Genomic DNA, 26,773 nt, shown 5'->3' on the forward strand with positions numbered 1-26,773 from the left:
ATATCTGAATTTAGGTGGTACCGCGGATTATATTCGCCCTAAGCTATGATAGCTTAGGGCTTTTTTTATTTCCTAAAAATTCGCTCGCGTTAACTAATTAAATATCTTCTAAGGCTATCTACATCACAAAATTTTATTTAAAAGGAGGTTTATTATGAGTAAGTTTTCAATGGAACAAATGGTTGCATACTGTAATCAGTACGGATTTATCTTTCAAGGTAGTGAGATTTACGGAGGTTTAGCAAATACTTGGGATTATGGTCCTTTAGGTACCAGACTTAAGAATAACATTAAAGACGCTTGGCGATATTACTTTATTCAGAATAGGGATAATAGCTATGAACTAGATTCTGATATTCTTATGAATCCTAGAGTTTGGGAAGCTAGTGGACATTTATCTAGTTTTACTGATCCTTTGCTTGATTGTAAACATTGCAAAACAAGACATCGAGCTGATAGTTTGATTCAAAACTATAAGAAAGACTTAAATGTTGATACTATGACACAATTAGAAATGTCAAACTATATTCAAGAGCAAAAAATTCCTTGCCCTGTCTGTGGGGCTAGTAACTATACTGATATCCGTCAGTTCAATCTGATGTTTGCAACCAAACGAGGTGTTACAGAAGATAGTTCCAGTACTATATATTTACGTCCAGAAAATGCACAGGGTGAATACGTTAACTATCTGAATGTAATGCGTAGTATGAGAGCAAAGCTTCCATTCAGCATAGGTCAGATTGGTAAAGCGTTTCGTAATGAGATTACACCGGGAAGCTTTACCTTTCGAACAATAGAATTTGAACAAATGGAATATCAGACTTTTTGTAAAAAAGGCTCCGATGATGAGCTTTATCAATATTTTAAAGATTACGGAATATCCTTCTTTGAATACTTAGGTATAGACAATAACCACCTTAGATTCCGTGACCATGAAAAGTTGGCCCATTACGCAAAAGCAGCGTGTGACATCGAATATTTATTCCCTTTTGGCTGGGGTGAAATCAATGGAACTCACAACCGCACGGATTTTGATTTAAAAAGACATCAAGAGTTTTCTAAAGTAAACTTAGAATATTTTGATGAAAACAGTAAGGAGAAAATTATACCCTATATCATTGAATCCACCTATGGACTCGATAGAATCATACTTGCGATTTTATTCGAATCCTTAGTAGAAGAGAAGATTAACGAGAATGACAGCAGATTAGTACTTAAGATTTCAAAAATTCTTTCACCAGTCAAAGTAAATGTGCTACCACTGATCAAGAATCGTCACGGTGAGAAAGCAACGGAGGTTTATCAGTTACTACGTAAACACATGATGGCTAGTTATGACGAATCAGGAACCATTGGAAAACGCTATCGTAGAGGTGATGCCATCGGAACACCATATGCAGTTACAATAGACGATGAGACATTAGAGAAGGGGCTTATCACTATTAGGGATAGAGATACCATGGAGCAAAAGGTTGTTGCTTTAGAAAATGTTCTTGAGGAATTAAGAGTGATGTTAGAAATATAGGTATAATGGGCAGGGGTTATACAGAAGCATGAAAAAAGCGGATGTTGTCAGTGTAAATTATCTTATATAATCAGGATTACTAATAGTTATAATTACTGGATTACAATGAAAAGGTATATGCTTGGATAAAACTTTTCCTTACATATACCTTTTATTAGTCTATAAATTATTGTTCAGCACCAAGCCAATCGACCAACCATTCACCATTCACTTTTTTTAATTCCATAGATACATACTTATTTACGTCCTTTCCAACTGGTGTAAATAAGTAGGAAGTTACTATTTTATCATCTGACTTTATAGCATCCAAAATAAATTGGCACTCAAATCTAATTAAATCTACTTGATAATCAGAAAAGCTATTTACTAACTTTATTGCATCACTCGGGTTAATCAAATATTTTTTTAGTTCATTTGCATCTCCAGTTAATACTCCCCTTGCTGCCCCAAATGCGGTTACTCTAAACTGTACGCCATCTGGACTGCTCAAAAACTCAGCTTCTGATTGATAACCTGCATTTGGTGAAGATGGACGGGGATTTAGCTCTTTAACACTTGATTTAATCGTATCAATTTGGGAAAACATTGATTTATAAGAAGATACCATCTCACTATCATTCTCGTTATATTGCGAATCTATTGGTGTGCGAAGCATATAGGTATATTTTTTCGTTTGCAAGACTATACTACTTTGACCATCTTGCAGAGGAGGAGCAGTTTCTGTCCATGTTCCAAGCCACCGATCAATATAGAACAAAGTACCTTGATCAGGGGAAGCTTCTCTTATTGCTTTGTGATAAACTTCGATTCTGGCACCGCCATCCGGACAAGTCTCCACATAATTCACATTTATTCCTATTTTGTCATTCCATTCTGCAGGAAGTTCAATTGAAAAACCAAGTACATCATATTCATATAGAACGTTGCGTACGGTGTTCTCTTTTACAAGTTCATCTTCTTGTTGAGGATTCTCAATTGCTGTATTATTAACTGGCTGATTATTACTTATATTCTTTTCAGGTTCTTTTTCATTCGTGTTAGTTTGTGTACAGGCAATAAGTAATCCACTGATCATAATGCATAAAGTAATGAAACACAGTGAAATTTTACCTTTTCGTTTTTTAGTAGTGTTCAATATGTTAGAAAATCTTTGTTTCATCATTTTCTTCCCCCCTTTAAATTGCGTGGATAGAACTACATCTTTATTTAGATCTTCTTTTAATGAGTTTAAAATAGCTTGACTATAGAGTTTTTTGTATGCCATATCAAAATTTTTAATAACTTCATCATCACAAGAAAACTCTATATCTTTATGAGCAGACTTAACCATAAGATATACAAATGGATTGAACCAATGAATTGCATTTGCAAGAGTGAGTAGGAGTTTAAACAAAAGATCATGCCTTTTATAATGAATAAGTTCATGTCTTAAAATCACTTCTAAATCATATTTTGTAATATTTTTATCAGATAAGAATAAAGTAGGCCTTATGAAACCATACATCATAGGGCTACATAGATTGTTAGTTAGGCGAATTCTAGGTTTTTTTATATTTAACTCAACACATAGTTGGTTAAATATTAGTAAGATATTATCATTTGTGACAATATCACTGTTTCTTACCATTTTTTTATGAAAAATGCTATATATAATAATTATTCGAAAAATAAATAATACTGCTCCTATCAGCCATATAGAAGAGAGGATTTTTGTTAATGAGTAACTATGAATTCTTTCTGATGTCTTTTGTATACGGGTTTCTTCAGCCAAATCTGTTAGTGATATGATATTTTGATTATTTATTGGCTGATTAGTTGAGAGTGTATTAGAGGGGAGTGTATTAGAGGGGAGTGTATTAGAGGGGATAACCAGTTTGACAGGCGTATTCGGAAGAGTAAAGTTAAATGGAATTATAAGACGTATTGTGAGAATTAGCCATAGTATATATCTCCATTTCGCTACATACCTCTTTTTAATAAAGGGTGTAATAAGTAATAAGGTGAGGATAATGATGGAAGAGGATAAAGAAATCTCAATTATGGAACTAAAAAGATTCTCACACATAGTTTATATCCCCCTAGATTTTTCTTCTATAAATAAGGCTAATTCTTCTAAGTCTTTATTCGTAATTGCATTGCTTTCATATAGGCTGGTTACAAATCTTGTGATTGAATTTCCATTTAACTTTTCCAAAAAGTATCCATTTTCCCTTGCTATATAATCTTGTTTCTCAATTAAAACTTCATAATATCGATGTTTTGCTTGTTTATAGCTTTTTAGGAATCCTCTATTGATTAATCTATTAAGTAACGTTTGTAAGGCGCTCACATTCCATGGCCTTTTTTCATCTAAATATTTTTTCAATTGTGCTGTTGATATAGGTGTTTCATTATTCCAAATTACTTTCATTATTTCTAATTCTGTATCAGGTAATTTGTCAATTTTTTTAACCATAGTATCATCTCCTACAAATGTATTATACCAATATATTACATTTGTAGGAGATGATTGTCAATACTCAAATTGATATTTTAAATGAAAAACCAAATAGATCCTACATTTTAGCAATACGTATTTGTAACTTGCGAAGCTATGTATGAAATTGCAGAATCCCAATCTTCATTCGTAATATCAATAATTTGGGATTGAACCGATAATTGTGAGAGCACAGACAAATCTATCTGTTTACGTTTCTCCCAAAACTCAATTCGCCCGTTATCAGGAGGCGTTTGTTTACGGCTGTCACGCGCTTTTATTAAACGTTCACAAACATTATCAGAGGACAGATAAAAAATAATTGGGTTCATAGAACGAATAATATGAAGCAATGTTTCTATGTGCTCCACTAATTCAGCTTCCGATGCGTTGTAATTACGAATTAGATCGTTTGTTATATGTCCGACAAGTGAAGCGTCAAAGATGACATAATCGTTCTCACTAACACCATTATAAGCGAACTCTTTCCAAAGATTCGTAAACACTTCGGTGAATTTAGATAATGGTACTGTATTTACAGGATTGTAACAAAATTCATGTTTATGTAATTTAGCATGAAGTTCTGAAGAATATAGCGGTGTACACTCCACTTGATACCGAAGCAGAATATAATCATCTCTATATATGATGTTTTTAGATAGTTCCTCAGCAAATGTCGGATATACAATCAAAAGGTTTTCATATTCGGGTATTGTGAAGTAAGCCGCCCAACACAAATCAAGGGGGCTGGTTGGATCTCCCTCAACATGACTTTTTACTGAATAGCCAAGACTGCGTAATTTATCACTCAGTTTATGTACAGTAGTCGATTTACCGACCCCAGATACTCCTTCAATAAAAATAATGTTTTTCATTTTTTCTCCTTTGGATAAATGCGGTTAACTGGCATCCTCCGTGCCGTTTAACATTTCAATGATTATAGCATAAGCAGGGTTACTCATTCAACGAAAATACTTTCATTACCCCTATTGACAAAACCGCTACTCAGTAATATTATGTAGTGGTACTTAGTGTTGTTTAGTACTATAATTACGAGGTGATGAGATGGAAAATTTGAGCGAGATGCTCAAAGGGGTATTAGAGGGAATTGTACTTGAGATCATCAATCGTGGTGAAATCTATGGGTATGAGATTGTAAAACAACTCAGTAGTCTTGGTTTCGAGGGGATTGCAGAAGGAACAGTCTACGCCTTACTTGTTCGTCTTGAAAAAAATCGGTGGGTTCATATTGAGAAAAAGCCATCGGAACTCGGACCACCACGAAAGTTTTACACCCTGAATCAGCGAGGACAGAACGAACTCTTATCCTTTTGGGCTAGATGGAACTTTTTAAACGAGCGCATGGATATTTTAAAAAATGGAGGGGAAAATCATGAGTTTTAGCCATGAAACACAGCAAAAAATCAATCAGTTTGCGAAAGAGCAGTCGCAGATTTATCTTGAAGAAGCCGAGATGACCTACTTGGAGAAACTACGTAGAAAGACTACTAAAACCAAACATAAAATCGGAGCGAAACTGGCTCGTTTCAAGGGAAGCTCTTCCCAGGCAATTGACGCGCAAAACGACATGATCCTTTACATGAGTGATTACATGAACGACTTAATGTCAAAAGGCCTGACCGAGCAAGAAGCCTATGAAAAGGCAAAAGTGGAATTAGCAGCTTCCGGTGTATCCGACATTCATACCGACTTACACGAACGATATCGTCAGTATTATGAAAATCGTGACCCGCGTGATTATGAAGTGATTGGCCTATTACATGGTGGATTTACAATCATTGGCCTTGCAATAGGAGCTATTGTTGGCTATTCGGTAAGTGGCGGTTGGCATACATTTTTAGACGGTGGATGGATTGACACCGTAATCGGTTGCGTTGCTGGTGTGGTGATTGGTGAAGGAATAGCATTAATTTGTAACGCCATTATTGAAGCATTTAAAAGAAGATAGAGGAAAGCTTCTACATTATCTTTACCAGACAAAATGTTTACTGTTGCAGCATTTAATATCTTCGACGATTTATTGAAATCCCTGAATAAATGAAATGTGCCGTGCCTTAAATTTAATGACATGGCACTAATTATACATACAAGGAAAAGTCCGCAAAGCGTGCTTTTTCATGTTTATGAAAAGGATTTTATTGATATTGTTAAACGATCCATTCCTTAAAATTATCATAAAAAGGATTGCCTCATGGTAAAATGTAGGGTATCATAGTTTTTATATAATAAAATTTTGGAGATAAATGTGAAAAAATTTGTTTGCCACATGACAACAAAAACACAAATTTGTTTTCTAAGTGATATGGCGCTTAAGCGTTAGAATGGAGGTTATAGTATGAGTTTTCAAGAAATTGATCTACTAAAAGAAGATATGAATCCGTTTCAAAAGATAGGAGAAGAGTGGTTCTTAATAACTGCTGGTGATGAAGACGGATATAACATGATGACAGCATCCTGGGGCTTTTTAGGGGTTATCTGGGGCAAAAATACTGCAATCTCTGTAGTTCGTCCACAAAGATATACGAAACAGTTCGTTGATAAGGAAGAATACTTTACTATGAGCTTCTTTGGAACTGAGCGAAGAGATGCATTAGCTTTTTGCGGAAGTAAAAGTGGTAGAGATTATGACAAAGCAAAGGAAACAGGCCTTACCCCCATGTTTCTTGATGAGACAGTATCATTTGAAGAGGCAGAACTTGTCCTTGTTTGTAAAAAAGTTTATGTAGATGAGATTAAGAAACAAAATTTCCTTGATATGATGATTCCAGATACAAGTTACCCGAATCAGGATTACCATACGGTTTATGTGGGAGAAATTGTGAAAGCTTACCGTAAAGGTTAATATAGATCACTTTGACAATGATAGATACATTAGCATAACTTGCATAAGAAGGAGAGTATAAGGAATGACAGAGAAAATTACCACAGTATTATTTGATTTGGATGGGACGTTGTTACCATTTGATCAAGAGGAATTCATCCACAGTTATTTTAAACGCCTCGCTATCAAACTAATTCCTATGGGATTTGAAAAAGACGCATTAATAAAAGCAATCTGGACTGGTATGGAAGCAATGATTCATAATGATGGAACGAAAACGAATGAGGTCGCTTTCTGGGAAGTATTTGAAGGCTTGCTTCAAACGAAACGCGAGTTATTAGAAGAGGTGTTTTTAGATTTTTATCAGAATGAATTTGATGCTGTTAAAGAAGTTGTAACAGGCGTTATTAACCACAGAGCACTTATTGATAGGCTTAAGTCCAAAGGTTATCAGTTGGTATTGGCAACAAATCCTGTATTTCCTAGAGAAGCGGTGGCCACTAGATTATCTTGGGTACAGTTATCTCTTGATGATTTTTATTACGTTACAACATTTGAAAATAGTAGCTATTGTAAACCAAGTCTAGGATATTATCTGGATATCTTAAAAGCTATTGATAAGTTGCCAGAAGAATGTGTCATGATTGGAAATAACACCTTAGAAGATATGGTGTCAGGAAAATTAGGCATTACTACGGGTCTCGTTACTACTAATCTTGAGAATCAGAATAATTATGATGTGAATGAATTCACTCATGGAACTTTAGAAGAAGTAGTAGATAAACTTTTATAAATCTATACAGATAGTTCGGTTATTATCTACCTTTCTGTTATGAACGAAAGGCTTTTTTACCGAAGAAATGGAGTGAAAGATGAGTCAATTACTAATTAAAAATGGAACCATTTACAATAGTACTGAAATTATGCCTTTTCAGGCTGATATCCTAGTCGAGAATGGTAAGATATTAAAAATAGAAGAGCAGATTACTGAAACGAAGGAAATGAAAGTCATTGATGCATTAGGTCTTTTTGTGTACCCGGGTTTAGTTGAAGCACATTCCCACATCGGTCTTGATGGTTATGGTATAGGATTTGAAGGCCAAGATTACAACGAGATGAATGACATTTTAACTCCGCATTTAAATGCGATCGATGGTATTAATCCTATGGATGTTACTCTTAAGAAAGCAGCCCTTGGTGGAGTGACCTGTGCTGCAACGGGACCAGGAAGTTCTAATGTACTTGGTGGAACATTTACTGCGATTAAGATGACTGGCAATCGTGTAGATCGCATGGTAGTAAAAGAAAAGGTTGCTATGAAGTGTGCTTTTGGAGAAAATCCAAAGAGAGTCTATAAAGATAAGAACAACTATTCTAGAATGTCCACAGCCTCTAAACTTAGAGAAATGCTAAATAAAGCGAAGGAATATCAAGCAAAGCTAGTTGCAGCTGGAGAAGATATCTTTAAAAAGCCTAGCTATGATGCGAAACTAGAAGCTCTTTTACCAGTTTTAAATCGTGACATCCCTTTAAAAGCACATGCTCATCGTTCTGACGACATCTTTACAGCAATCCGAATTGCAAAAGAGTTCGATTTAAGATTGACAATCGAACATTGTACAGAAGGCCATCTTATATCAGAAGAATTACAAAAAGATGGTTATCCAGTAGCAGTTGGACCTTCCTTTGGTCATGCAACCAAATATGAGCTCCGCAATAAGACATTCGAAACTCCTGGTATCTTAGCGAAGGCTGGTTTGCAGGTATCCATTATTACAGATAGTCCTGTTATTCCTCAACATTACTTGTCGTTATGTGCTGGTTTAGCTGTAAAATCAGGAATGGAGCCATTTGCAGCACTACAAGCAATAACCATTAATCCTGCAAAACATATCGGTATTGAAGACCGTGTCGGCTCTCTTGAAGTAGGTAAGGATGCTGATATTGTCATCACAGATGGTGATATCATGGATTCCATGACTTCAGTTCTATACACATTTATCGATGGTAATGAGATTGATAGAACAGAGAATTACTTATAATGATTGAAAGTTATTTAATTCATACTCAAATTCTAGTTAACCAATAGCATATAAAATGAATGTAGAAATAACAAAAATCCACTTTACTACTAAAATTAGTAGAGTGGATTTTTCGTAGTTTATAACAAAGAAACGTTTACATAACGTTCTATTTCTTTTTTCGTAGAATTTTACATCAGATGAATTAGTAAAGTTAGGAAAAAATAGACAAGCTTATCTAGATATTGTACTATATGTGTAAAGAATAAGAATTTATTAGGGAGTGATAAAGATGAATCGAATACTATTAGTCGAAGATGACCCTTTTATAGTCAATAATCTAACAGAATTTTTACAATCGGAAGGATATATAGTTTCAGCTGTAAATGGCCAGAAGGATGCACTAATGCTTTTAAAACAGGAAGTATATGATATCATATTACTTGATATCTCGCTAAAAGATGGTAATGGATTTGCCGTCTGCAAAGCGATAAAGAGCATGGGGGATACTCCCGTCATCTTTGTTACAGCGTCAGGAGATGAATTTAGTGTCGTAGCAGGACTTGATATGGGTGCTGACGATTATATTAGTAAACCATTTCGTCCAAGGGAATTGCTTTCAAGAATAAAGAGTGTGTTACGACGTTGCGGGAAGGTACAATCTGTCATTGAGATAGAAGGTATTCAAGTAGACACGGAAAAAGGTCTCGTATTAAAGCAAGGGAATGAAATCTTTTTATCGGCACTTGAATATCGCCTACTGTTAGTTTTTTTATCAAATCGTGGTACAGTAATTTCAAGAAACAAATTATTAGAAGAAATCTGGGATATTGCGGGTGACTTTGTAAATGATAACACACTTACGGTTTATGTGAAGCGTTTACGGGAGAAAATTGAGGATAACCCTCAGGAGCCAACGATTATAAAAACCGTTCGAGGACTCGGATATAAGGTAGGTAATTAATGATGTTAACAAGAAATCGTGAAGTAAAAGAAGCAATTCTTCAATACCTTATTGTCATAGTAATAGCAATAGCTTTGACATGGATTATAACACCAGTAGCAGTTCTTCCTGTTATTATCATAAGTCTAATCTTTCTCCTTCTCTTTCTTTATATTACGAAGAAGCGTTACCTTAAATTGAAAGAACTAAGCATGATGATTGATGAAGTACTTCATGGAAATGATAAAGTAGATTTTAACGATTTTAACGAAGGAGAACTATCTATCTTACAAAATGAAATAAAGAAAATGACAATTCGCCTCAGAGAACAAAACGAAGCACTAATATCAGAAAAAATTCAACTTTCCGATTCTATTGCTGATATTTCTCATCAGCTAAGAACACCATTAACCTCTATCAATTTAATCAGTTCATTTTTAAATGAACCGGAACTCTCAGAAGATAGAAGACTCCAGTTAAGCAGGGAGTTAAATCGTCTGACTTCTCGTATCGATTGGTTGGTAAATTCTTTATTAAAGCTCTCAAAGTTAGATGCTGGAACGGCAATTTTTTCAAAGGATGAAATACTCGTTAAAAGCGTTGTACAGAAAGCTTATAATTTAATTGCAATTCCAATGGAATTAAAGGGTCAAGAGTTTTGCTATCAAGAAGAAGGGGCTGTACGTTATGTTGGAGATATCTCTTGGTCAATGGAGGCAATCTCTAATATACTAAAAAACTGCATGGAACATACCGAAGTTGGCGGAAAGTTGATGGTAACAGCAAAAGAAACAGGAATTTATACAGAAATCATAATAGAAGATAACGGACCAGGAATTGAGTTAGAGGATATACCACATTTATTTGAACGTTTTTATAAAGGGAAAAATTCTAGTTCTGATAGCATTGGAATTGGTTTATCTTTAGCTCGAAAAATCATTCAAGAACAAAATGGTACTGTAAAAGTGGAGAATGGAATCGATTGCGGTGCTAAATTTACCATTCGTTTTTATAAAGGAGTACTCTAAGTGACAGAACTGTCACTTCGCAGTCATCGTACTGTCATTCTATCCTGTTATAGTAATCTAAGTGAGCTGCTTATGTGAAGTTAAGTGTACTGATTATAGTGAAACTTAGTGAGTTGCTTTTTATGAGACTTAGTGAGTTGCTAATTTGAAGTTAAGTATGCTACCTATATGAAACTAAGTGAGGCTCACAAAATATCAAAGTTGTAAATGCTAAAAACAGGAAAGTTGAGGGATTGGTATAAGTGGAAATATTACGTGTTGATAATCTAACAAAAACATATGGAGAAGGAAATAATAAAGTGAATGCCTTAGACGGCGTTTCCTTTCGAGTAAACCAAGGTGAGTTTGTTGCTATTATAGGGCCTTCCGGTTCTGGTAAATCAACGTTGCTGCATATGATTGGTGGTGTAGACCAACCATCGCAGGGAAAAGTGTTTGTAAATGGAAAGGATGTTTACAATCAAACGGAAGAGCAGTTGGCAATCTTTCGTAGGAGAGAAGTCGGGTTAATCTATCAATTCTATAACTTGATACCAGTAATGAATGTGGTTGAAAATATAACACTTCCGGTGCTTATGGATGGCAGAAAAGTAAACGAAGACAGATTATCAGAGCTTCTTACCGTTCTAAATTTAAACGGCAGGGAAGGTCATTTGCCAAATCAGTTATCTGGAGGTCAGCAACAAAGAGTGTCGATTGGAAGAGCATTAATGAATGCACCTTCTATCGTATTAGCAGATGAACCAACTGGTAATTTAGATTCAAAAAACAGTCAAGAAATCATCGAATTGCTAAAGTTATCAAATAAAAAGTACAATCAGACCTTGTTAGTCATCACTCATGATGAGAATATAGCACTTCAAGCAGATCGAATCATCGCAATCGGAGACGGAAAAATCACGAGAGACGAGGTGATTCGTCGATGAATATCTTTCAGAAATATACGATTAAAACTCTGATTAAAAACAAAACACGAACGATTGTAACAATCATCGGAATTATACTATCTGCAGCCATGATTACTGCGGTAGCTTCCTTAATTACAAGCGTACAGACCTACCTAGTTCAGACTGTGGTTGAGAACAATGGAAATTGGCATGGTGCGGTCTACAGTGTTTCGAAAGAACAAATAGATAATATAAAACAATCTTCAGAAATAGATCGTATCAGCATTACAGAGGAAATTGGATATTCCCCTCTTGAAACAGTAAGAAATGATACAAAACCTTACTTATATGTTCAAGGTATCGATGATAATTTCCTTTCTATGTTGCCTGTTAATGTAAAAAAAGGGCATCTTCCAAAGAATAATACAGAAATTATTCTTCCCTTTCATCTTATAAGAATAGGTGGAATAGAATATGAGCTTGGGGATACTGTTACACTGCAACTTGGAACAAGATATCAAGATGGAAAAATTCTAAATCAAAGGGATTCATTTGTATTAGAAGGAGATGGAGGGGAAGAATTAAAGATTACAACGGAGAAGACCTATACGGTGGTAGGTTTTTATGAAAATCCTTCTTTTGAATCATATTCGGCTCCCGGTTATACTGCACTTACAGTTTTAGATAACGTAACAGATTATTCTACAATTTATCTTAGAATGAATAAAGCGGAACACATATATGATTTTACGTCTGCAAATTTTCCAGATAATAAGACAAGTTTTAATTATGACCTATTAAGACTTACAGGATCATCAAATGAAAATAAATATAATGTTGTTTTGTATAGTTTAGGAACAATCCTTATTATCATTATCATGCTTGCTTCAATTGCACTAATTTATAATGCCTTTTCTATCTCAATTAGTGAACGAACAAAACAGTTTGGATTAATGAAGTCGATTGGAGCGACCAAACGTCAGCTTAAGAAAAGCGTATTGTTTGAAGCTTTCGCACTAAGCCTAATCGGAGTACCACTTGGTATTGCATGTGGATTACTTGGAATTGATATCACATTAAAATTAACAAAAAATATAATGACGGCTTCTTTAAACTCTCTATTGAATGAAAGTAGCATACCTTTAACCTTATCTTTTTCGCCAATCACTATTTTGATTGCTTTAGTTGTAGGAGTTGTGACTGTCTTAATATCCGCTTACATTCCTGTAAAAAGAGCTATGAGGGTATCTGCGATAGAAAGCATTCGACAAACCACTGATATTAAAGTAAGGGCTAATAAAGTAAAAACTTCAAAATTAACTTACCGTCTCTTTGGTTTGGAAGGAATGATCGCTAATAAGTACTTTAAACGAAATAAGAAAAGATATCGTGCAACCATCATATCCTTATTTCTAAGTATTGTTATCTTTGTTTCAGCTAGTAGTTTTTGCAGTTATCTTCAAAAGAGTGTCGGTGACGTTTACTTTAACGTAAATTATGATATACGATACTATAATGTCGGTGAAATTACTGAAAAATCTAAGAACGATATTTTTAATGCATTATCAAGTATTCCTGAAGTGATTGATTCAAGCTTTCATATTGCAAGATATTACATTAGTGAAATTTCTGCGGACAATTTAAATAAAAAATATTATGACTATAAGATCAATAACGATGAAGTTAAGGCTAATCCAGATAGAAAGAGCTTTGAAGAAAGAACTGATATTGTTTTTCTAACAGATGAAGAATATAAAGACTTTTTAACAGACAATCAACTTGATGTAAAGCGATATATGGATATAAATAATCCATTAGCAATAGCAATTGATTATAAACGAACCTATAATGAGACAGATCAAAAGTTCTATACCTTCGATATGTTAAAAGAAGGAGAAATCCAAGTTGAATTAAAAGATTTGAAATCGATAAATGGATATGATCTTTCTTATACTGAATACAACGAGGAAGGGGAGCGTTACTTTATCTACGAGCCATTGGAAGATACATCCTTGGAAGTATTGAGGTTGTCAGAGGAAGAAGCGTATCAATATAGAACGTTATTTATTGGTGATCGAACGAATAAAACTCCCCTTGGAATCACATCAGGAGAGAACATTGTTTTACTATATCCAGAAAGTGCTTATGAAAGCGTACTTGGAGAGAAACTTAATGATAACTATGGTGACTTCTACTTTAAAACTACAGATCATAAGAAAGCATTTGATTCCATGCAAAAAACTCTAGATGAATTAGGTTATAGTAGTGATTATCTTGATGATACTGCTGCAAATATAGAAAATAAACGTTCCGTAGTTTCAATGATTCAGGTTTTCTCTTATGGTTTCATTGCATTAATCTCATTTATCTCAGTAGCGAATGTATTTAATACAATATCAACGAATATTAACTTAAGAAGAAGAGAATTTGCTATGTTAAAATCTGTAGGTATGTCAAAAAGAGGTTTTTATAAGATGATGAACTATGAATGTCTCATGTATGGATTAAAAGCAATTTTCTTTGGGATACCTGTTGCCATCTTAGTTACGTACTTTATCTATCGTAGTATTAATAATGGATTAAATGTTGCTTTTTATCTTCCGATATCCAGTATTGTAATATCTATTTTATGTGTATTTTTGGTAGTTTTTCTAACGATGTTCTATGCAATGCAAAAGTTAAGAAAAGAGAATATTATTGATGCTCTCAAGAATGAAAATCTTTAAGAAATATTAAGATATAATTTAATAGTTCTTTCTTGCGAGTGTAAGTAAAATATGATATTCTAAGTAGCGTTATGGAATGAAATATTAAGAATCAAAAGAGTAGCCCAAACGGTTATTTATATAGAAGGCGCTGCCAGTCTTTTGATAGAGTTGGAGGGAAAGCATGAAAAAAATACTAAAGATGTTGGCAGTGTGCATGGTATTTGTTATGCTAGTAGGCTGTTCAAAGTCTTCAGGGGAACCGGAGAAAGTAAATCCAAATGACCAAAATCAAAGTAACGGAAATGGAACTGAAGATGGCAATAACCAAAAAGGTGAGGAAGGAACTAACCCAGGAAACTTACCAGAAGGCGACTTAGCAGAAGATGTTATTTTAGTATTAGATCCAGGACATGGTGGTGTTTTTGGAGGCGCATCTTATGATGGAAGAAACGAGAAGGATTTAACACTAAAAGTTGCAAACTATGTGAAGGAATACTTAGAAGAAAATTATGACGGTGTTCAAATTGTGCTCACCCGTACTGAGGATGTTACTTTGTCCAATGATGTAAAGGAAGATTTAGAGCTAAGAGCACAGATAGCAAAAGATGCGAATGCAGATGCCCTTGTAAGTTTACACTTTAATGCTTCTGATGCGCACAATCAAAATGGCTCTATGGTATTTATATCACATCGTGATAATGTAACTAATGTATCTAAATTGCTTGCTGAATCTATCCTTACTGAATTAGAAGGACTTGGATTAAAAAATCATGGTACAGTAACAAGAAACAGTAATGATACGTTTGATGAGAAAGGAAAACCTCTCGATTACTATGCAATTAACAGACATTGTGCCAATCGAGACATTCCAGGAATCATTGTAGAGCACTGTTTTATGGATCATAGTAACGATAAGAGTTATATTGATAGCGATGATGCTTTAAAAGCACTTGCGAAAGCGGATGCAGAAGGTATTGCAAAATTTTATGGATTGATTAAGAAATAATTTGTAAAGAAAAAATTTTAGCAATTTATAAGTAATAATATTAAAAATAATAGATAGAATCTGTTGCAAAATGAGATTGAATATACATTTTGCAACAGATTTTTTTATTACTGTAGAGATATTCACATATTTATAATCTCTATAAGGAATAGAACGTATGAATTTAATTTATTGGTATTATTTGGGTTTTCTTACTTGGACTGTAGGGGTTATATAGGTGAGTAAATAGCTTTATCGTATTACATTTTGAAAGAGGGGATATTAATGGAATGTAACAACCTTTACTTATTTATATTCTACAATATAATCTATCTAATATTATTATCTTCTAACAACTGATGAATCTTTGGAAATGGCTCTAAGCTTCGTTTCAAAATTCCATGAATATAAGCAATTAGGATTCCATAATTCGTGATTGGAACCATTTTATCAGTAGAATAGGACAGGCGGTATTTCATTTCTCGTTCATTTAACATACAGCCGCCACAATGTACAATAAGCTGATACGTTGAAAGGTCAGTAGGAAACTCAGAACCACTAGTAAATTCAAAGTCTATATTTTTACCAGTATAATTGTGGATCCAATTAGGAAGTTTCACTGAACCTATATCATTACACTGACGATGATGAGTACATCCCTCCGATATTAATACTTTGTCTCCATCTTTTAGAGAATCTAATGTTTTCACGCCTGCAACTAAAGTATCTAAGTCTCCTTTATATCTGGCAAATAAGATAGAAAAGGAGGTCAGTAAGATATCCTTTGGAGTATCTTCATCAACTTGCTTAAATACCTGGCTATCTGTGATCACTAGTTTTGGTTTTTTACCAAGCTGTAATAAAGTTTCTTTTAATTCATGCTCTTTTACAACAATAGCAGTAGCATTAGCATCTAATATATCTCTAATAGTTTGTTGCTGCGGAAGAATTAAGCGCCCTTTAGGAGCCGCTTTATCAATCGGTACCACCAGAACAACAAAATCAGAAGGAGAGATAAGGTCAGCAACAATAGGAATCTGCTTTTCTTCGACAGATAAAGCTTCTATCATTTTCGTTTTTAAAAGATCAATATTATCCTTAGTTTTAGCACTTAAATAAATTTCATTGGTGTTATCATTTTCAGAGGAATCATTTAAGTCAGATTTAGCTTTTTCTGTTGATTCTGCTAAGTCTTTCTTATTATATACAATTAGGTAAGGTAACTTTTTACCCCTTAAGATGGATATAAACTCTATATCCTCTGATGTTTTTCCTTTTAATGTATCGATTATAACTAATACTAAATTAGTTTTACGAAGCATCTGAAAGCTCTTTTCCACACGATCTTTCCCAAGAAGACTATCATCATCAAAACCTGGGGTATCGATAAATACAACAGGACCAAGAGGAAGTAGTTCCATCGTTTTTAAAACTGGGTCAGTAGTAGTACCAAGGACATCAGATACTATTGCAATATTTTGCCCGGTTAAGGCATTGAGTAGACTTGATTTGCCTGCGTTTCGTTTCCCAAAGATTCCAATATGGATACGCTCCGCTAGTGGGGTTTCATTTAAACTCATGATGTTCTCCATTCTGCGCATATCATTGTGCATTATATTAGTGACAAGGAAAAGATCATATAATATAAGATCATAGCAAAAAGTATACTTCGCAAACTTCTCCTTGTCATGAATCATAGGTTCTCTTAGAAACGAAAATCTCTTGAACCAAGAGTGATTGACATTAAATTATCCTTAGCAATTTGTTTTACTTTTTCATTTGGAATCTTTGCTAATTCTGTCTCAATGAGTTGATTACCTACTTCTCTAGTTTCCTCATCTGCATAATCCATTAAGAATTCCTTTAACGTCATTAGTGCATTTGGAAGGCAGCAGTTAGCGATTTGTCCACTCTTACAAAGACTCATAAAACGATCTCCGGTACGACCTTCTCTGTAACATGCAGTACAAAAACTTGGGATAAATCCAAGTTCCATTAACCATTTTACGACTTGCCCTAATGGACGCTGGTCGATAACATCAAACTGTTCAGATTTATCATCCTCTTCTTCTGAATGAACATAACCTCCAACACTTGTTTTGGAACCTCCGCTAATCTGAGATACTCCAAGTTGTAACACACGTTCACGAGTTTTTTTACTTTCTCTGGTAGATACAATCATGCCGGTATAAGGAACCGAGATACGAATACAAGCAACAATTTTAGCAAATACATCATCATTGATGCCATTGGAAAAGCTATTTGGATCGATATCATCAGCTGGACGGATTCGTGGAACACTTATAGTATGAGGTCCCACACCGTATACTTCTTCAAGATGTTCTGCATGCATTAAAAGACCAGCAAACTCATAGCGATAGCGCTCTAAGCCGAATAAAACACCAAGGCCTACATCATCAATACCACCTTGCATCGCACGATCCATTGCCTCTGTATGATAAGCATAATCATGCTTAGGACCAGTTGGGTGAAGGGCTTCATAACTTTCTTTGTGATAGGTCTCTTGAAACAAGATATAAGTACCAATGCCAGCATCATGAAGCTTTTTATAGTTTTCTACAGTAGTAGCAGCAATATTTACATTAACTCGTCTAATTGCTCCATTCTTATGTTTGATAGAGTAAATGGTGTTTATACTCTCTAAGATATATTCAATAGGGTTATTGATTGGATCTTCCCCAGTTTCTAAGGCTAATCTTTTATGACCCATATCTTGAAGTGCAATAACTTCTTCTCGGATTTCCTCTTGTGTTAATTTCTTTCTAGCTATGTGTTTATTTTTTAAATGATATGGACAGTATACACATCCGTTGATACAATAGTTTGAAAGATATAATGGAGCAAACATAACAATACGATTACCATAAAAATCTTCCTTAAGTTGTTTCGCTAAAGCATAGATTTCTTCATTTTTCTCTGGAATATCACAGTCTAAAAGAACAGCTGCTTCGCGGTGGGATAATCCTTTTTTTAGTCTTGCTTTATTTAATATCTCATCGATTAATTCTTCATTATGTTTATTCTTTTCTGCATATTCTAATGTTTCTAAGATTTCCTCATTAGAAATAAATTCTTCTGCCTTTTTTGATTGTTTATTATACATAGCATTTTCCTCCCTTATAATCACCTCGGTCTACTGCAATCTCATAACCGATTTTATTCATACGACGTTCCATACAGAAACGACATTCTGCGGCCTCATCACCAGTACAGATTTTATTATCATAGAGCATATATTTGCTTCTAACTTCCCTTGGTGAGAGATTAGGCATAACTACATTGGCTCCTGCAAGGATTCCTTTTTCACGGCCTAAAGGATGAATCGTTCCAAGCGCTGTTGTTGATGGAAGCAGAGCATTAGGAAACATTAATCGTAGGATTCCTATTAAGTATAAGGTGAGTTCTAAAGTTCCAGCAGATTCACTTGCAAAAGGAGTGTCTTTATGTGGAATAAATGGGCCAATACCAACCATGTGTGGTTGTAACTCATGTAAAAATAGTAGATCTTCTATCAGGTTTTCCGGTTTTTGATACGGGGAACCTACCATAAAACCACTGCCTACTTGATAACCAATGGACTTTAAATCCCAGAGACAGCGCTTTCGATTCGAAAGAGTAAGATTGCTTGGATGTAGTTTTTGATAGTGCTCCTCACTAGCAGTTTCGTGTCGCAGAAGATAACGATCTGCACCAGCTTGGTAATACGATAAGTAACTATCATAGCTTCGTTCTCCAATCGAGAGAGTAATGGCACAGTCGGAATAATCACGTTTTATCCTAGAAATTAAATTGCAGATAAAGTCATCCTTATAGTAGCCATCCTCACCACCTTGTAAGACATAGGTACGAAATCCAAGCTCATAGCCTATTTCACATGCACTTAGAATTTCGTCTTCCAATAACCGATAACGTTCTGCATTAGCGTTACTTTTTCTAATACCACAGTAAAAGCAATCATTTTTACAAAAGTTAGTAAATTCAATTAATCCTCGAATATAGACACTATTTCCGTATATTTTTTGGCGCACTTCACGCGCTAAAGAGAATAAATACTCACTGATTTCTTCTGAGGATTGCTTTAGTAAGGTAAGAAATTCTTCCTTGCTTAATAGATTGTCTTGTTTCAGCTTATTAACTAGTAATTTTTGTTCTTCAAAAAGAGTGGTGCTAGGAGATTTAATCAATGAATCAATCCCTTCCTTTCTCGCACTCATCCTTAGGAAAGAAGAGGAAGCTAACACGATGAGACAGTAGCTTCCAATTGTTATAAAAATAACAATTGCATATAATGTGCATCCTACATAGATTAGTTAAACTAGAAGTCAACGCAGATATTCCCACTTGTCTACAAGCAAGTTATCCGCTTACGCTACCAGCTCTACCTCATCGCCACTACGTGGCATTTTAAAACAGGGAAGTCCCTTCCCTGATGAGGTTAAATTAAAAAAGGCGCCTTTTGGTAAAAGGCGCACGAAAAAAACGTAGTATGTACGATTTGTCAGCCTTTCCCCGCAGAATTCATTAAGATATGAGATTCTTAGGATGTTAGTGCATATCATTTAATTAGGTTGTTTTCCTGGCAGAACGGATCTTAACAGGTCAACAGACAACATGAGGTTATATACGTTTTTCATTATAAAATAATTGATTCATCTTTACAATAGTAATATTGATACTAATAGTAAAATTGCTTATTACTTAGTTACCACAGATTTCTTCGATTGTCAAAACTTCTATAATGTGATAAAATATGATAATATTATTCAAAATGTTACAAAGGAGCTGTAAATATGAAAGGAACTGTTGTTTCATCATGGATAGAATCATGTCGAAAGTTGTTTGGAAGTGAAGTTGTCGATTCCGCACTTAAGGCATATGCTATTCCTACTAATTATATCTTTTCACCTTTGGAAGATGTAGAAGATAAAACCGCAATGGGAGTTGTGGAGCATATCGGTAACTCTGTCGGTAAAGATAAAGATGAGATTTGGGTTATTATGGGCGAAGAGAATATAAAAACCTTTAGTACTCTTTATCCTGGATTCTTTCGTCACGAATCTGCATATCAATTTTTAAAGTCGATGAATGATGTTCATATCATCGTTATGAAAAGATTTAAAGGAGCTACGCCTCCGACTCTGGATGTTACACCGATATCATCTCATGAGATTTATTTTACATACCGCTCTAAAAGAGGGATGGGAAGTTACTTAAAAGGATTAATACACGGTGTTGCCAATTATTTTAATGAAAAGATCGAAGTGGAAGAGGTAACGAGATCACAGGATGAAATTAAATTGAAATTAACTTTTGAAGCAGAAATTCAATATATTAAGAAATTTCATTTTAATAGAGTCTTTTCCTTTGGTGTTTTAAAATCTGTAACTTTAAAAGTAACCATTTTAAATACGATTTTAGTTACTCTTGCCAGTGTATTTCTTCTTGATGATGTTGCGAAAGCCTTAATCCTAGGTGGCGTTACTTTAATCTCGACGTTACTTACCTCTGCAGTATTTAATCGACCTAGAAAGTTTATCTTGAAAGAATTAGAGAAACTTGGTCAAAGAAATATGATTGAGACAACTGTGATTAAGTCCAAAGACGAATATGAATCTTATATGCGCGAAATTAATAAGATTAAACAAAATATTCAAAAAGACTTTATTGGCTTTCATTCCATCGTGGATGAGATGTTTACCTTTAATCAGTCTGTATCAGAGATTTCTAAAACAATGCAATCTACCTCAAATGATATTACACATGTCTTAGATGAAGTAGCTAATGCAGCTATCACCCAAGCAAGTGATACAGAAAGAGCTGTTAATGTACTTGATGATAGTATCAGAAGTATATCAAAAGTATCTGATAAGAGTCAGGAAAACAAAGGACAAATCGAACTTGCAGTTACTGATATTGAAGGAAGTTTTACTAATGTAGAGCGCACTGCAGCTGAAATTAATAACGTACTTAATAAATTTAATGGTATCAAAAACAGCGGTTATGATTTACAAGAAAATGCGAAGGATATTACCAATATCGTGTCGATTGTATCAAGTATCGCAAATCAAACAAATTTATTAGCGTTAAATGCATCCATTGAAGCTGCAAGAGCAGGAGATGCTGGAAAAGGTTTTGCAGTAGTTGCGGAAGAGGTTCGAAAACTTTCAGAAGAAACCAATTCAGCAGTACGAAAAATTAATGAGAGTTTAACAGGGTTCTTAGAAAGCATCGATGAAATCGTTCAAAATATTGATGTTCAGTATGGAGTTCTTGAAGGTGAAAACACAAAATTGTCTGTAGCAGTAGATACTTCCAGTCAATCAAATCAGCATCTCAAGAATGTATCGGATGAGATGGTTCAGAATTCTGTACAATTAAAGAGTGAAGTACAAAATATATCTTCCTTGTTTGAGAATATAGAAAACTTAGCAGCTATCGCTGAAGAAAATTCTGCCTCCACTCAAGAAGCAAACAGCAATGTCACTATTTATGTTGACCAAATTAAGGACCTTACTCATTTAATTAAAGTATTTGACAATATGATTGTTAACTTTAAGGAAGACTTGGATAAATATCTGCTATAATTTTTAAAAGTAGATAAATAAAGAAAAGTACACTTCGCTAACTTTTCATTGTTATGAATAACCAATATAAAATTTAAGAGCTTTCTCTTATAGTATCATAAACTATGAGTGAAAGCTTTTTTTATTGAAATTTTATTTTAAATAGAATAAGCAACTCTGCTAGCTTTTCCTTGTCATGGATTAGAGCAGCTACTAATAGAGCTCTTTGTCAAGTATTATAGATCCAACTAATGACATGTCCCCACCTTAAAAGATGGGCGTATTCTTGTAAGTATACAGATAATACTGTATACTTTGGATTGATATGGAAATAATCTACCAAGCATATAAAATAATACGAATCCGCTAGAAAAAAATTACTAATATAAGATGATTCCATAGAAAAATACTCAGAAAGAAAAATGCAAACAACTTAATCTATGTCTGTTCACCATCATTGACCCAGACGGTCATTTTATAGGTACAGAAAGAGTCTAGTTAAAAAACATATAAAGGTTTAATAATGGTAATGTAATATTTGTAAAACAATCTTAAATATTGTGACATATCATTATCATGATTCTTGATTACTTTTAGACTTGTTATAATAAGGAATACTGTGGGATTAGCCAACCTATTAATAACAGTTGTTCCAGTTTACATTACGTTACATCTTTTTTAGATATAAAAGCATAAAGAAATAGAAATGTACAGTTTTCACTATGTAGCACCTGTTTATTATTGAACAGTTTGTGCTATACATAAAACCGCACAGAAAAGAGGAAAAATGAGAGTGCTGAATAAAAAAATTTTATCAATATGTAGAAGAGGACTAACTATTGTTAAGTCAGTTTTCAGATCCAAGGGAAAATTAAAGAATCTCACTTATGGAGAGAAATCTATGGTTGAGGTATTTAATATTCCAAACTATACCTTAGAACAAAAGTTATTAGAATCTGGAAAACCAATGACTAGTGATACAACAAGGCAAGAGCTATTTGGTTTTCAGAGTGATTTAATGGTGGATGATCAGATTATTTCGGATTATATGCGAGATGAAGTAATAGATTTTAGTGGTGGAAATTATACTGCTATGGAAGGCATTATTACTTTCCGTGGAAATAATTACCGTAATAGTGCAGTATTTGGTACTGCTCATATTGTTGATAAAAAATTTGATCGTTCCAAGACATGGAATATTGACACAGGTAAGTTAAAGAAAACAGTATCCAGCAAAGGTTATTGGCTAGGAAGCTGTTGGACTGGACAACCTCTGATTGTTCGCTGGAAAGATGAGACACGCAAAGAGATGAACATGTATGAGGATAAAAAGAACAAAGAAGGACTTGTCGAAGTTATCTATTCCACAGCGGATGGTTACATTTACTTTTTAGATTTAGATGATGGTAAGCCAACGAGAGATAAGATATATCTTGGATTTCCAATCAAAGGAACCGGAAGTATATATCCGTCTGAAGTTCCTCTTTATTTTGCAGGAGCTGGTGACTCTATGGGAGAAGACTGTGCAAGAACCTTTATCGTAGACTTAATTCAGGGCAAAGTAATCTATGAATATGGTTATGACGATGAATTTTCTTTAAGAACTGACAACAATAAATTTCATGGTTACGATTCTTCTCCGCTTATCGATGTTGCAACTGATACAGTAATACAGCCAGGTGAGAATGGAATTATATATACTATGAAGCTCAATACACAGTATGATGGTAAGAGTGTTTCCATTAACCCAGAGAAACCAGTGAAATGGCGTTACACTACAGATAGAAGTAGAGATGACCACTATTGGCTTGGTATGGAGTCTTCTGCGTCAATTTGGAAAGGATTCTTATACATTACAGATAATTGTGGTGACATGTTTTGTATTGATTTAAATACAATGGAAGTCGTCTGGGTACAAGATACACTAGATGATACTAACGCATCTCCAGTATTAGAAGAAAGTATGGAAGATGGAACAGCATATCTATATATATCAACCTCTCTTCATTTTACAGCAAATGAAAAGCAAGAAGGTGATATTCCTCTTTTAAAAGTGAACGCTGCTACCGGAGAAATTGTTTGGAAACGTAGTTATCCATGTAAAACAGTTGCTGGTGTATCTGGTGGTGTACAAGCAACAGCTTTATTAGGAGATAAAAAGTTATCTGGCCTTGTTTATTTTGTAGTCGCTAGAACCGGTGGAAAAGATTCTGGAAAATTAGTTGCACTTAATAAATATACGGGTGAAACCGTATGGAGTGTTGATATGACAAATTACGGTTGGTCTAGCCCAATTGCACTATATGATAAAGATGAGAATGGATATGTAATCCTTTGTGATTCTACAGGAAATATGTATATGGTGGATGGCTTATCAGGAAAATTATATGATACGATTAATTTAGGTAAAATTATTGAGGCTTCACCTGCTGCCTTTGATAATACAATCGTTGTTGGTACCAAAGGACAAAAAATATATGGTATTACTGTAAAATAAATATCGCGTAGAAGGTAAAAGGGTTATAATGGTAATGTAATATTTGTAAGACAATCTTAAATTTTGTGACATATCATTACCTTGAATTTTGATTATTCTTAAAACTTATAAGTAAATATTAAGACTTATAAGTAAATGTTAAACGGTTGTACTTTTTCTTATCCCTTGTTATAATAAGGAATACTGTAAAAGTAGGAATCACCTAACCTATTAATAACAGTTGTTCATTATGGAAACTTAGTATTATGGGAGGTACACAAAATGTAAATTAATTAATGCTCTTTTACCAATCTACACAAAAGATATAATTCTAGAAATATGTATGGATATAAAGGACTATAGGAACCATTCAGTTTTGTCGCCGGAGGCGGAGGTCAGGGACTTTTCCGATTTGATTGGGGTGCAGCAGATAGCTTTTCATCTGTTGTTTACGATACATTACATCAATTTCAGATATAGAAGCAAGAAAGAAATAAAAATGTACAGTTTTCACTGTGTAGCGCTTATTTTGCTATAACAAACAGTTGTATTATAAAAAAACTGCACAGAAAAGAGGAAGAAATGAGAAATAAAAAATTAGTTGCGATATGTTGTGTAGGCTTACTTGCTATAAGTTTGTCAGCTTGCGGTTCGAAAGGGAAATTAAAGAATCTCACCTTGGGAGAGGAATCTGCGGTTGAGGTATTTAATCCTCCTAACTATACATTAGATCAAAAGTTATTAGTATCAGGAAGACCAACTACAAGTGCTACAACAAGACAGGAATTATTCGGTTTTCAGTCTGATTTAATGGTAGATGATCAGATCGTTTCAAATTATAATAGGGATGAAGTAATTGATTTTAGTGGAAATTATACTGATATGGAAGGAATTATTACGTTCCGTGGTAATAATTTCCGTAGTAGTGCAACATTTGGTACTGCTAATATCGTAGATAAAAAATTCGATCGTTCCAAGACATGGAGTATTGATACAGGCAAATTAAAGAAAACTGTAGCAAAAGGTTATTGGCTTGGAAGCTGTTGGACTGGACAACCTCTGATTGTTCGTTGGAAAGATGAGACACGTAAAGCAATGAACCTTTATGAGGATAAAAAGAACAAAGAAGGACTTGTGGAAGTTATCTATTCCACAGCCGATGGTAACATATACTTTATGGATTTAGATGATGGTAAACCAACAAGAGATAAGATATCTCTTGGATTCCCAATCAAAGGAACTGGAAGTTTATATCCATCTGAAGTTCCTCTTTATTTTGCAGGTGCCGGCGACTCTATGGGCGAAGACTGTGCAAGAACCTTTATCGTTGACTTAATCCAGGGCAAAGTAATTTATGAATATGGTTATGACGATGAATTTTCTTTAAGAACTGACAATGATAAATTCCATGCATACGATTCTTCACCACTAATTGATGTTGCAACAGATACAGTAATTCAACCAGGTGAAAATGGAATTCTTTATACAATGAAACTTAATACTAAGTATGACGGTAAAAGCGTTTCCATTAACCCAGATAAGCCCGTAAAGTGGCGTTATACTACAGATCGTAGTAGAGAAGAAGAAAACCGTTATTGGCTTGGAATGGAATCTTCTGCAGCAATTTGGAAGGGATTTTTGTATATCACAGATAATTGTGGTGACATGTTCTGTATCGATTTAAATACAATGGAAGTTGTTTGGGTACAGGATACTCTAGATGATACAAACGCATCTCCAGTATTAGAAGAAAGTGTTGAAGATGGAACTGCATATATTTATATATCAACTTCTCTTCATTGGACAGCAAACGAAAAACATGAGGGAGATATCCCACTTATGAAAGTGAACGCTGCAACAGGAGAAATTGTTTGGAAGCGTAGTTATCCATGTACAACAGTTGCAAATGTCTCTGGTGGTGTACAAGCGACCGCTTTATTAGGAGATAAAAAGTTGTCCGACCTTGTTTACTTTGTAATTGCTAGAACTGGTGGAAAAGACTCAGGAAAATTAGTTGCACTTAATAAGTACACTGGTGAAACCGTATGGAGTGTTGATATGACAAATTACGGTTGGTCTAGCCCAATTGCACTGTATGATAAAGATGATAACGGATATGTGATCCTTTGTGATTCTACAGGAAATATGTATATGGTAGATGGATTATCAGGAGAATTGTACGATACAATTAATTTAGGTAAAATAATTGAGGCTTCTCCTGCTGCCTTTGATAATACAATCGTTGTTGGTACCAAGGGACAAAAAATATACGGTATTACTGTAAAATAAATATCACAT

The 26,773-nt window shown here is 34.3% G+C and carries 20 protein-coding genes and 1 other annotated feature (1 of these 21 cut by a window edge); of the genes, 14 read left to right on the forward strand and 6 right to left on the reverse strand.

What is annotated here, in order from left to right; all coding sequences use genetic code 11:
* Positions 1-44, forward strand: a binding site (T-box leader); it begins 241 nt to the left of the window's first position.
* Between the two features lie 110 nt (positions 45-154).
* The gene (locus tag CPHY_RS10690) at positions 155-1,525 is read left to right on the forward strand and encodes a glycine--tRNA ligase (protein ID WP_012200089.1); all 1,371 of its coding nucleotides are present in this window, start codon (positions 155-157) and stop codon (positions 1,523-1,525) included.
* A gap of 166 nt (positions 1,526-1,691) precedes the next feature.
* On the opposite strand, the gene CPHY_RS10695 is transcribed toward CPHY_RS10690, so the two are convergent.
* From CPHY_RS10695 to CPHY_RS10705, 3 genes are all read right to left on the reverse strand, one after another.
* Complete coding sequence (locus tag CPHY_RS10695) at positions 1,692-3,590, reverse strand: M56 family metallopeptidase (protein ID WP_012200090.1); 1,899 nt, start codon at positions 3,588-3,590, stop codon at positions 1,692-1,694.
* Positions 3,591-3,593: 3 nt separating this feature from the next.
* Positions 3,594-3,980, reverse strand: a complete 387-nt coding sequence (locus CPHY_RS10700) for a BlaI/MecI/CopY family transcriptional regulator (protein ID WP_012200091.1) — start codon at positions 3,978-3,980, stop codon at positions 3,594-3,596.
* Between the two features lie 107 nt (positions 3,981-4,087).
* Entirely contained in the window at positions 4,088-4,876 is a 789-nt protein-coding gene (locus CPHY_RS10705; RefSeq protein ID WP_012200092.1) for a P-loop NTPase family protein, read from the reverse strand.
* Positions 4,877-5,066: 190 nt separating this feature from the next.
* Here CPHY_RS10705 and CPHY_RS10710 point away from each other — a divergent pair, with 190 nt between their 5' ends.
* The 10 genes from CPHY_RS10710 to CPHY_RS10755 all read left to right on the forward strand — a co-directional run bounded on the left by CPHY_RS10710 (position 5,067) and on the right by CPHY_RS10755 (position 15,436).
* The gene (locus CPHY_RS10710; protein ID WP_012200093.1) at positions 5,067-5,405 is read left to right on the forward strand and encodes a PadR family transcriptional regulator; all 339 of its coding nucleotides are present in this window, start codon (positions 5,067-5,069) and stop codon (positions 5,403-5,405) included.
* Positions 5,395-5,970, forward strand: a complete 576-nt coding sequence (locus CPHY_RS10715; protein ID WP_012200094.1) for a phosphatase PAP2 family protein — start codon at positions 5,395-5,397, stop codon at positions 5,968-5,970. The genes CPHY_RS10710 and CPHY_RS10715 overlap by 11 nt, the downstream gene beginning before the upstream one ends.
* A 387-nt stretch (positions 5,971-6,357) precedes the next feature.
* Positions 6,358-6,864 (forward strand): flavin reductase, encoded by a 507-nt coding sequence (locus CPHY_RS10720; protein WP_012200095.1) that lies wholly within the window; start codon positions 6,358-6,360, stop codon positions 6,862-6,864.
* A 64-nt stretch (positions 6,865-6,928) separates the two neighbouring features.
* Positions 6,929-7,636 carry an HAD family hydrolase gene (locus CPHY_RS10725; RefSeq protein ID WP_012200096.1) on the forward strand — a complete coding sequence of 236 codons (708 nt, stop codon included), beginning with the start codon at positions 6,929-6,931 and terminating at the stop codon, positions 7,634-7,636.
* A 79-nt stretch (positions 7,637-7,715) separates the two neighbouring features.
* Positions 7,716-8,885: an amidohydrolase gene (locus CPHY_RS10730; RefSeq protein ID WP_012200097.1), complete on the forward strand. Its 1,170-nt coding sequence runs from the start codon at positions 7,716-7,718 to the stop codon at positions 8,883-8,885.
* Positions 8,886-9,156: 271 nt separating this feature from the next.
* Positions 9,157-9,828 (forward strand): response regulator transcription factor, encoded by a 672-nt coding sequence (locus tag CPHY_RS10735; RefSeq protein ID WP_012200098.1) that lies wholly within the window; start codon positions 9,157-9,159, stop codon positions 9,826-9,828.
* Complete coding sequence (locus CPHY_RS10740; RefSeq protein WP_012200099.1) at positions 9,828-10,835, forward strand: sensor histidine kinase; 1,008 nt, start codon at positions 9,828-9,830, stop codon at positions 10,833-10,835. Before CPHY_RS10735 ends, CPHY_RS10740 begins: the two co-directional genes overlap by 1 nt.
* 242 nt (positions 10,836-11,077) lie before the next feature.
* Positions 11,078-11,761 (forward strand): ABC transporter ATP-binding protein, encoded by a 684-nt coding sequence (locus CPHY_RS10745; RefSeq protein ID WP_012200100.1) that lies wholly within the window; start codon positions 11,078-11,080, stop codon positions 11,759-11,761.
* Positions 11,758-14,448, forward strand: a complete 2,691-nt coding sequence (locus CPHY_RS10750; protein WP_012200101.1) for an ABC transporter permease — start codon at positions 11,758-11,760, stop codon at positions 14,446-14,448. Before CPHY_RS10745 ends, CPHY_RS10750 begins: the two co-directional genes overlap by 4 nt.
* Before the next feature lie 163 nt (positions 14,449-14,611).
* On the forward strand, positions 14,612-15,436 hold the full coding sequence (locus CPHY_RS10755; protein ID WP_012200102.1) for an N-acetylmuramoyl-L-alanine amidase family protein: 825 nt from the start codon (positions 14,612-14,614) through the stop codon (positions 15,434-15,436).
* Between the two features lie 308 nt (positions 15,437-15,744).
* Here CPHY_RS10755 and hydF read toward each other — a convergent pair whose 3' ends face one another.
* The 3 genes from hydF to hydE all read right to left on the reverse strand — a co-directional run bounded on the left by hydF (position 15,745) and on the right by hydE (position 19,650).
* Positions 15,745-16,995 (reverse strand): [FeFe] hydrogenase H-cluster maturation GTPase HydF, encoded by a 1,251-nt coding sequence (gene hydF, locus CPHY_RS10760; RefSeq protein ID WP_012200103.1) that lies wholly within the window; start codon positions 16,993-16,995, stop codon positions 15,745-15,747.
* Positions 16,996-17,120: 125 nt separating this feature from the next.
* A complete protein-coding gene (hydG, locus tag CPHY_RS10765) occupies positions 17,121-18,539 on the reverse strand; it encodes a [FeFe] hydrogenase H-cluster radical SAM maturase HydG (RefSeq protein WP_012200104.1) in 1,419 nt (472 codons plus the stop codon).
* Positions 18,532-19,650 (reverse strand): [FeFe] hydrogenase H-cluster radical SAM maturase HydE, encoded by a 1,119-nt coding sequence (gene hydE, locus CPHY_RS10770; protein ID WP_012200105.1) that lies wholly within the window; start codon positions 19,648-19,650, stop codon positions 18,532-18,534. The genes hydG and hydE overlap by 8 nt, the downstream gene beginning before the upstream one ends.
* Positions 19,651-20,226: 576 nt before the next feature.
* Here hydE and CPHY_RS10775 point away from each other — a divergent pair.
* The 3 genes from CPHY_RS10775 to CPHY_RS10785 all read left to right on the forward strand — a co-directional run bounded on the left by CPHY_RS10775 (position 20,227) and on the right by CPHY_RS10785 (position 26,764).
* Positions 20,227-22,020, forward strand: coding sequence for a heme NO-binding domain-containing protein (locus tag CPHY_RS10775; protein ID WP_012200106.1), 1,794 nt, complete (start codon positions 20,227-20,229; stop codon positions 22,018-22,020).
* An 880-nt stretch (positions 22,021-22,900) separates the two neighbouring features.
* Complete coding sequence (locus CPHY_RS10780; RefSeq protein ID WP_242657941.1) at positions 22,901-24,496, forward strand: outer membrane protein assembly factor BamB family protein; 1,596 nt, start codon at positions 22,901-22,903, stop codon at positions 24,494-24,496.
* A gap of 561 nt (positions 24,497-25,057) precedes the next feature.
* Complete coding sequence (locus CPHY_RS10785) at positions 25,058-26,764, forward strand: outer membrane protein assembly factor BamB family protein (RefSeq protein ID WP_012200108.1); 1,707 nt, start codon at positions 25,058-25,060, stop codon at positions 26,762-26,764.
* The last annotated feature ends 9 nt before the right edge of the window (positions 26,765-26,773 follow it).

This window comes from Lachnoclostridium phytofermentans ISDg, from assembly GCF_000018685.1.
In the GTDB taxonomy this organism is placed as follows: Bacteria; Bacillota; Clostridia; order Lachnospirales; family Lachnospiraceae; genus Lachnoclostridium; species Lachnoclostridium phytofermentans.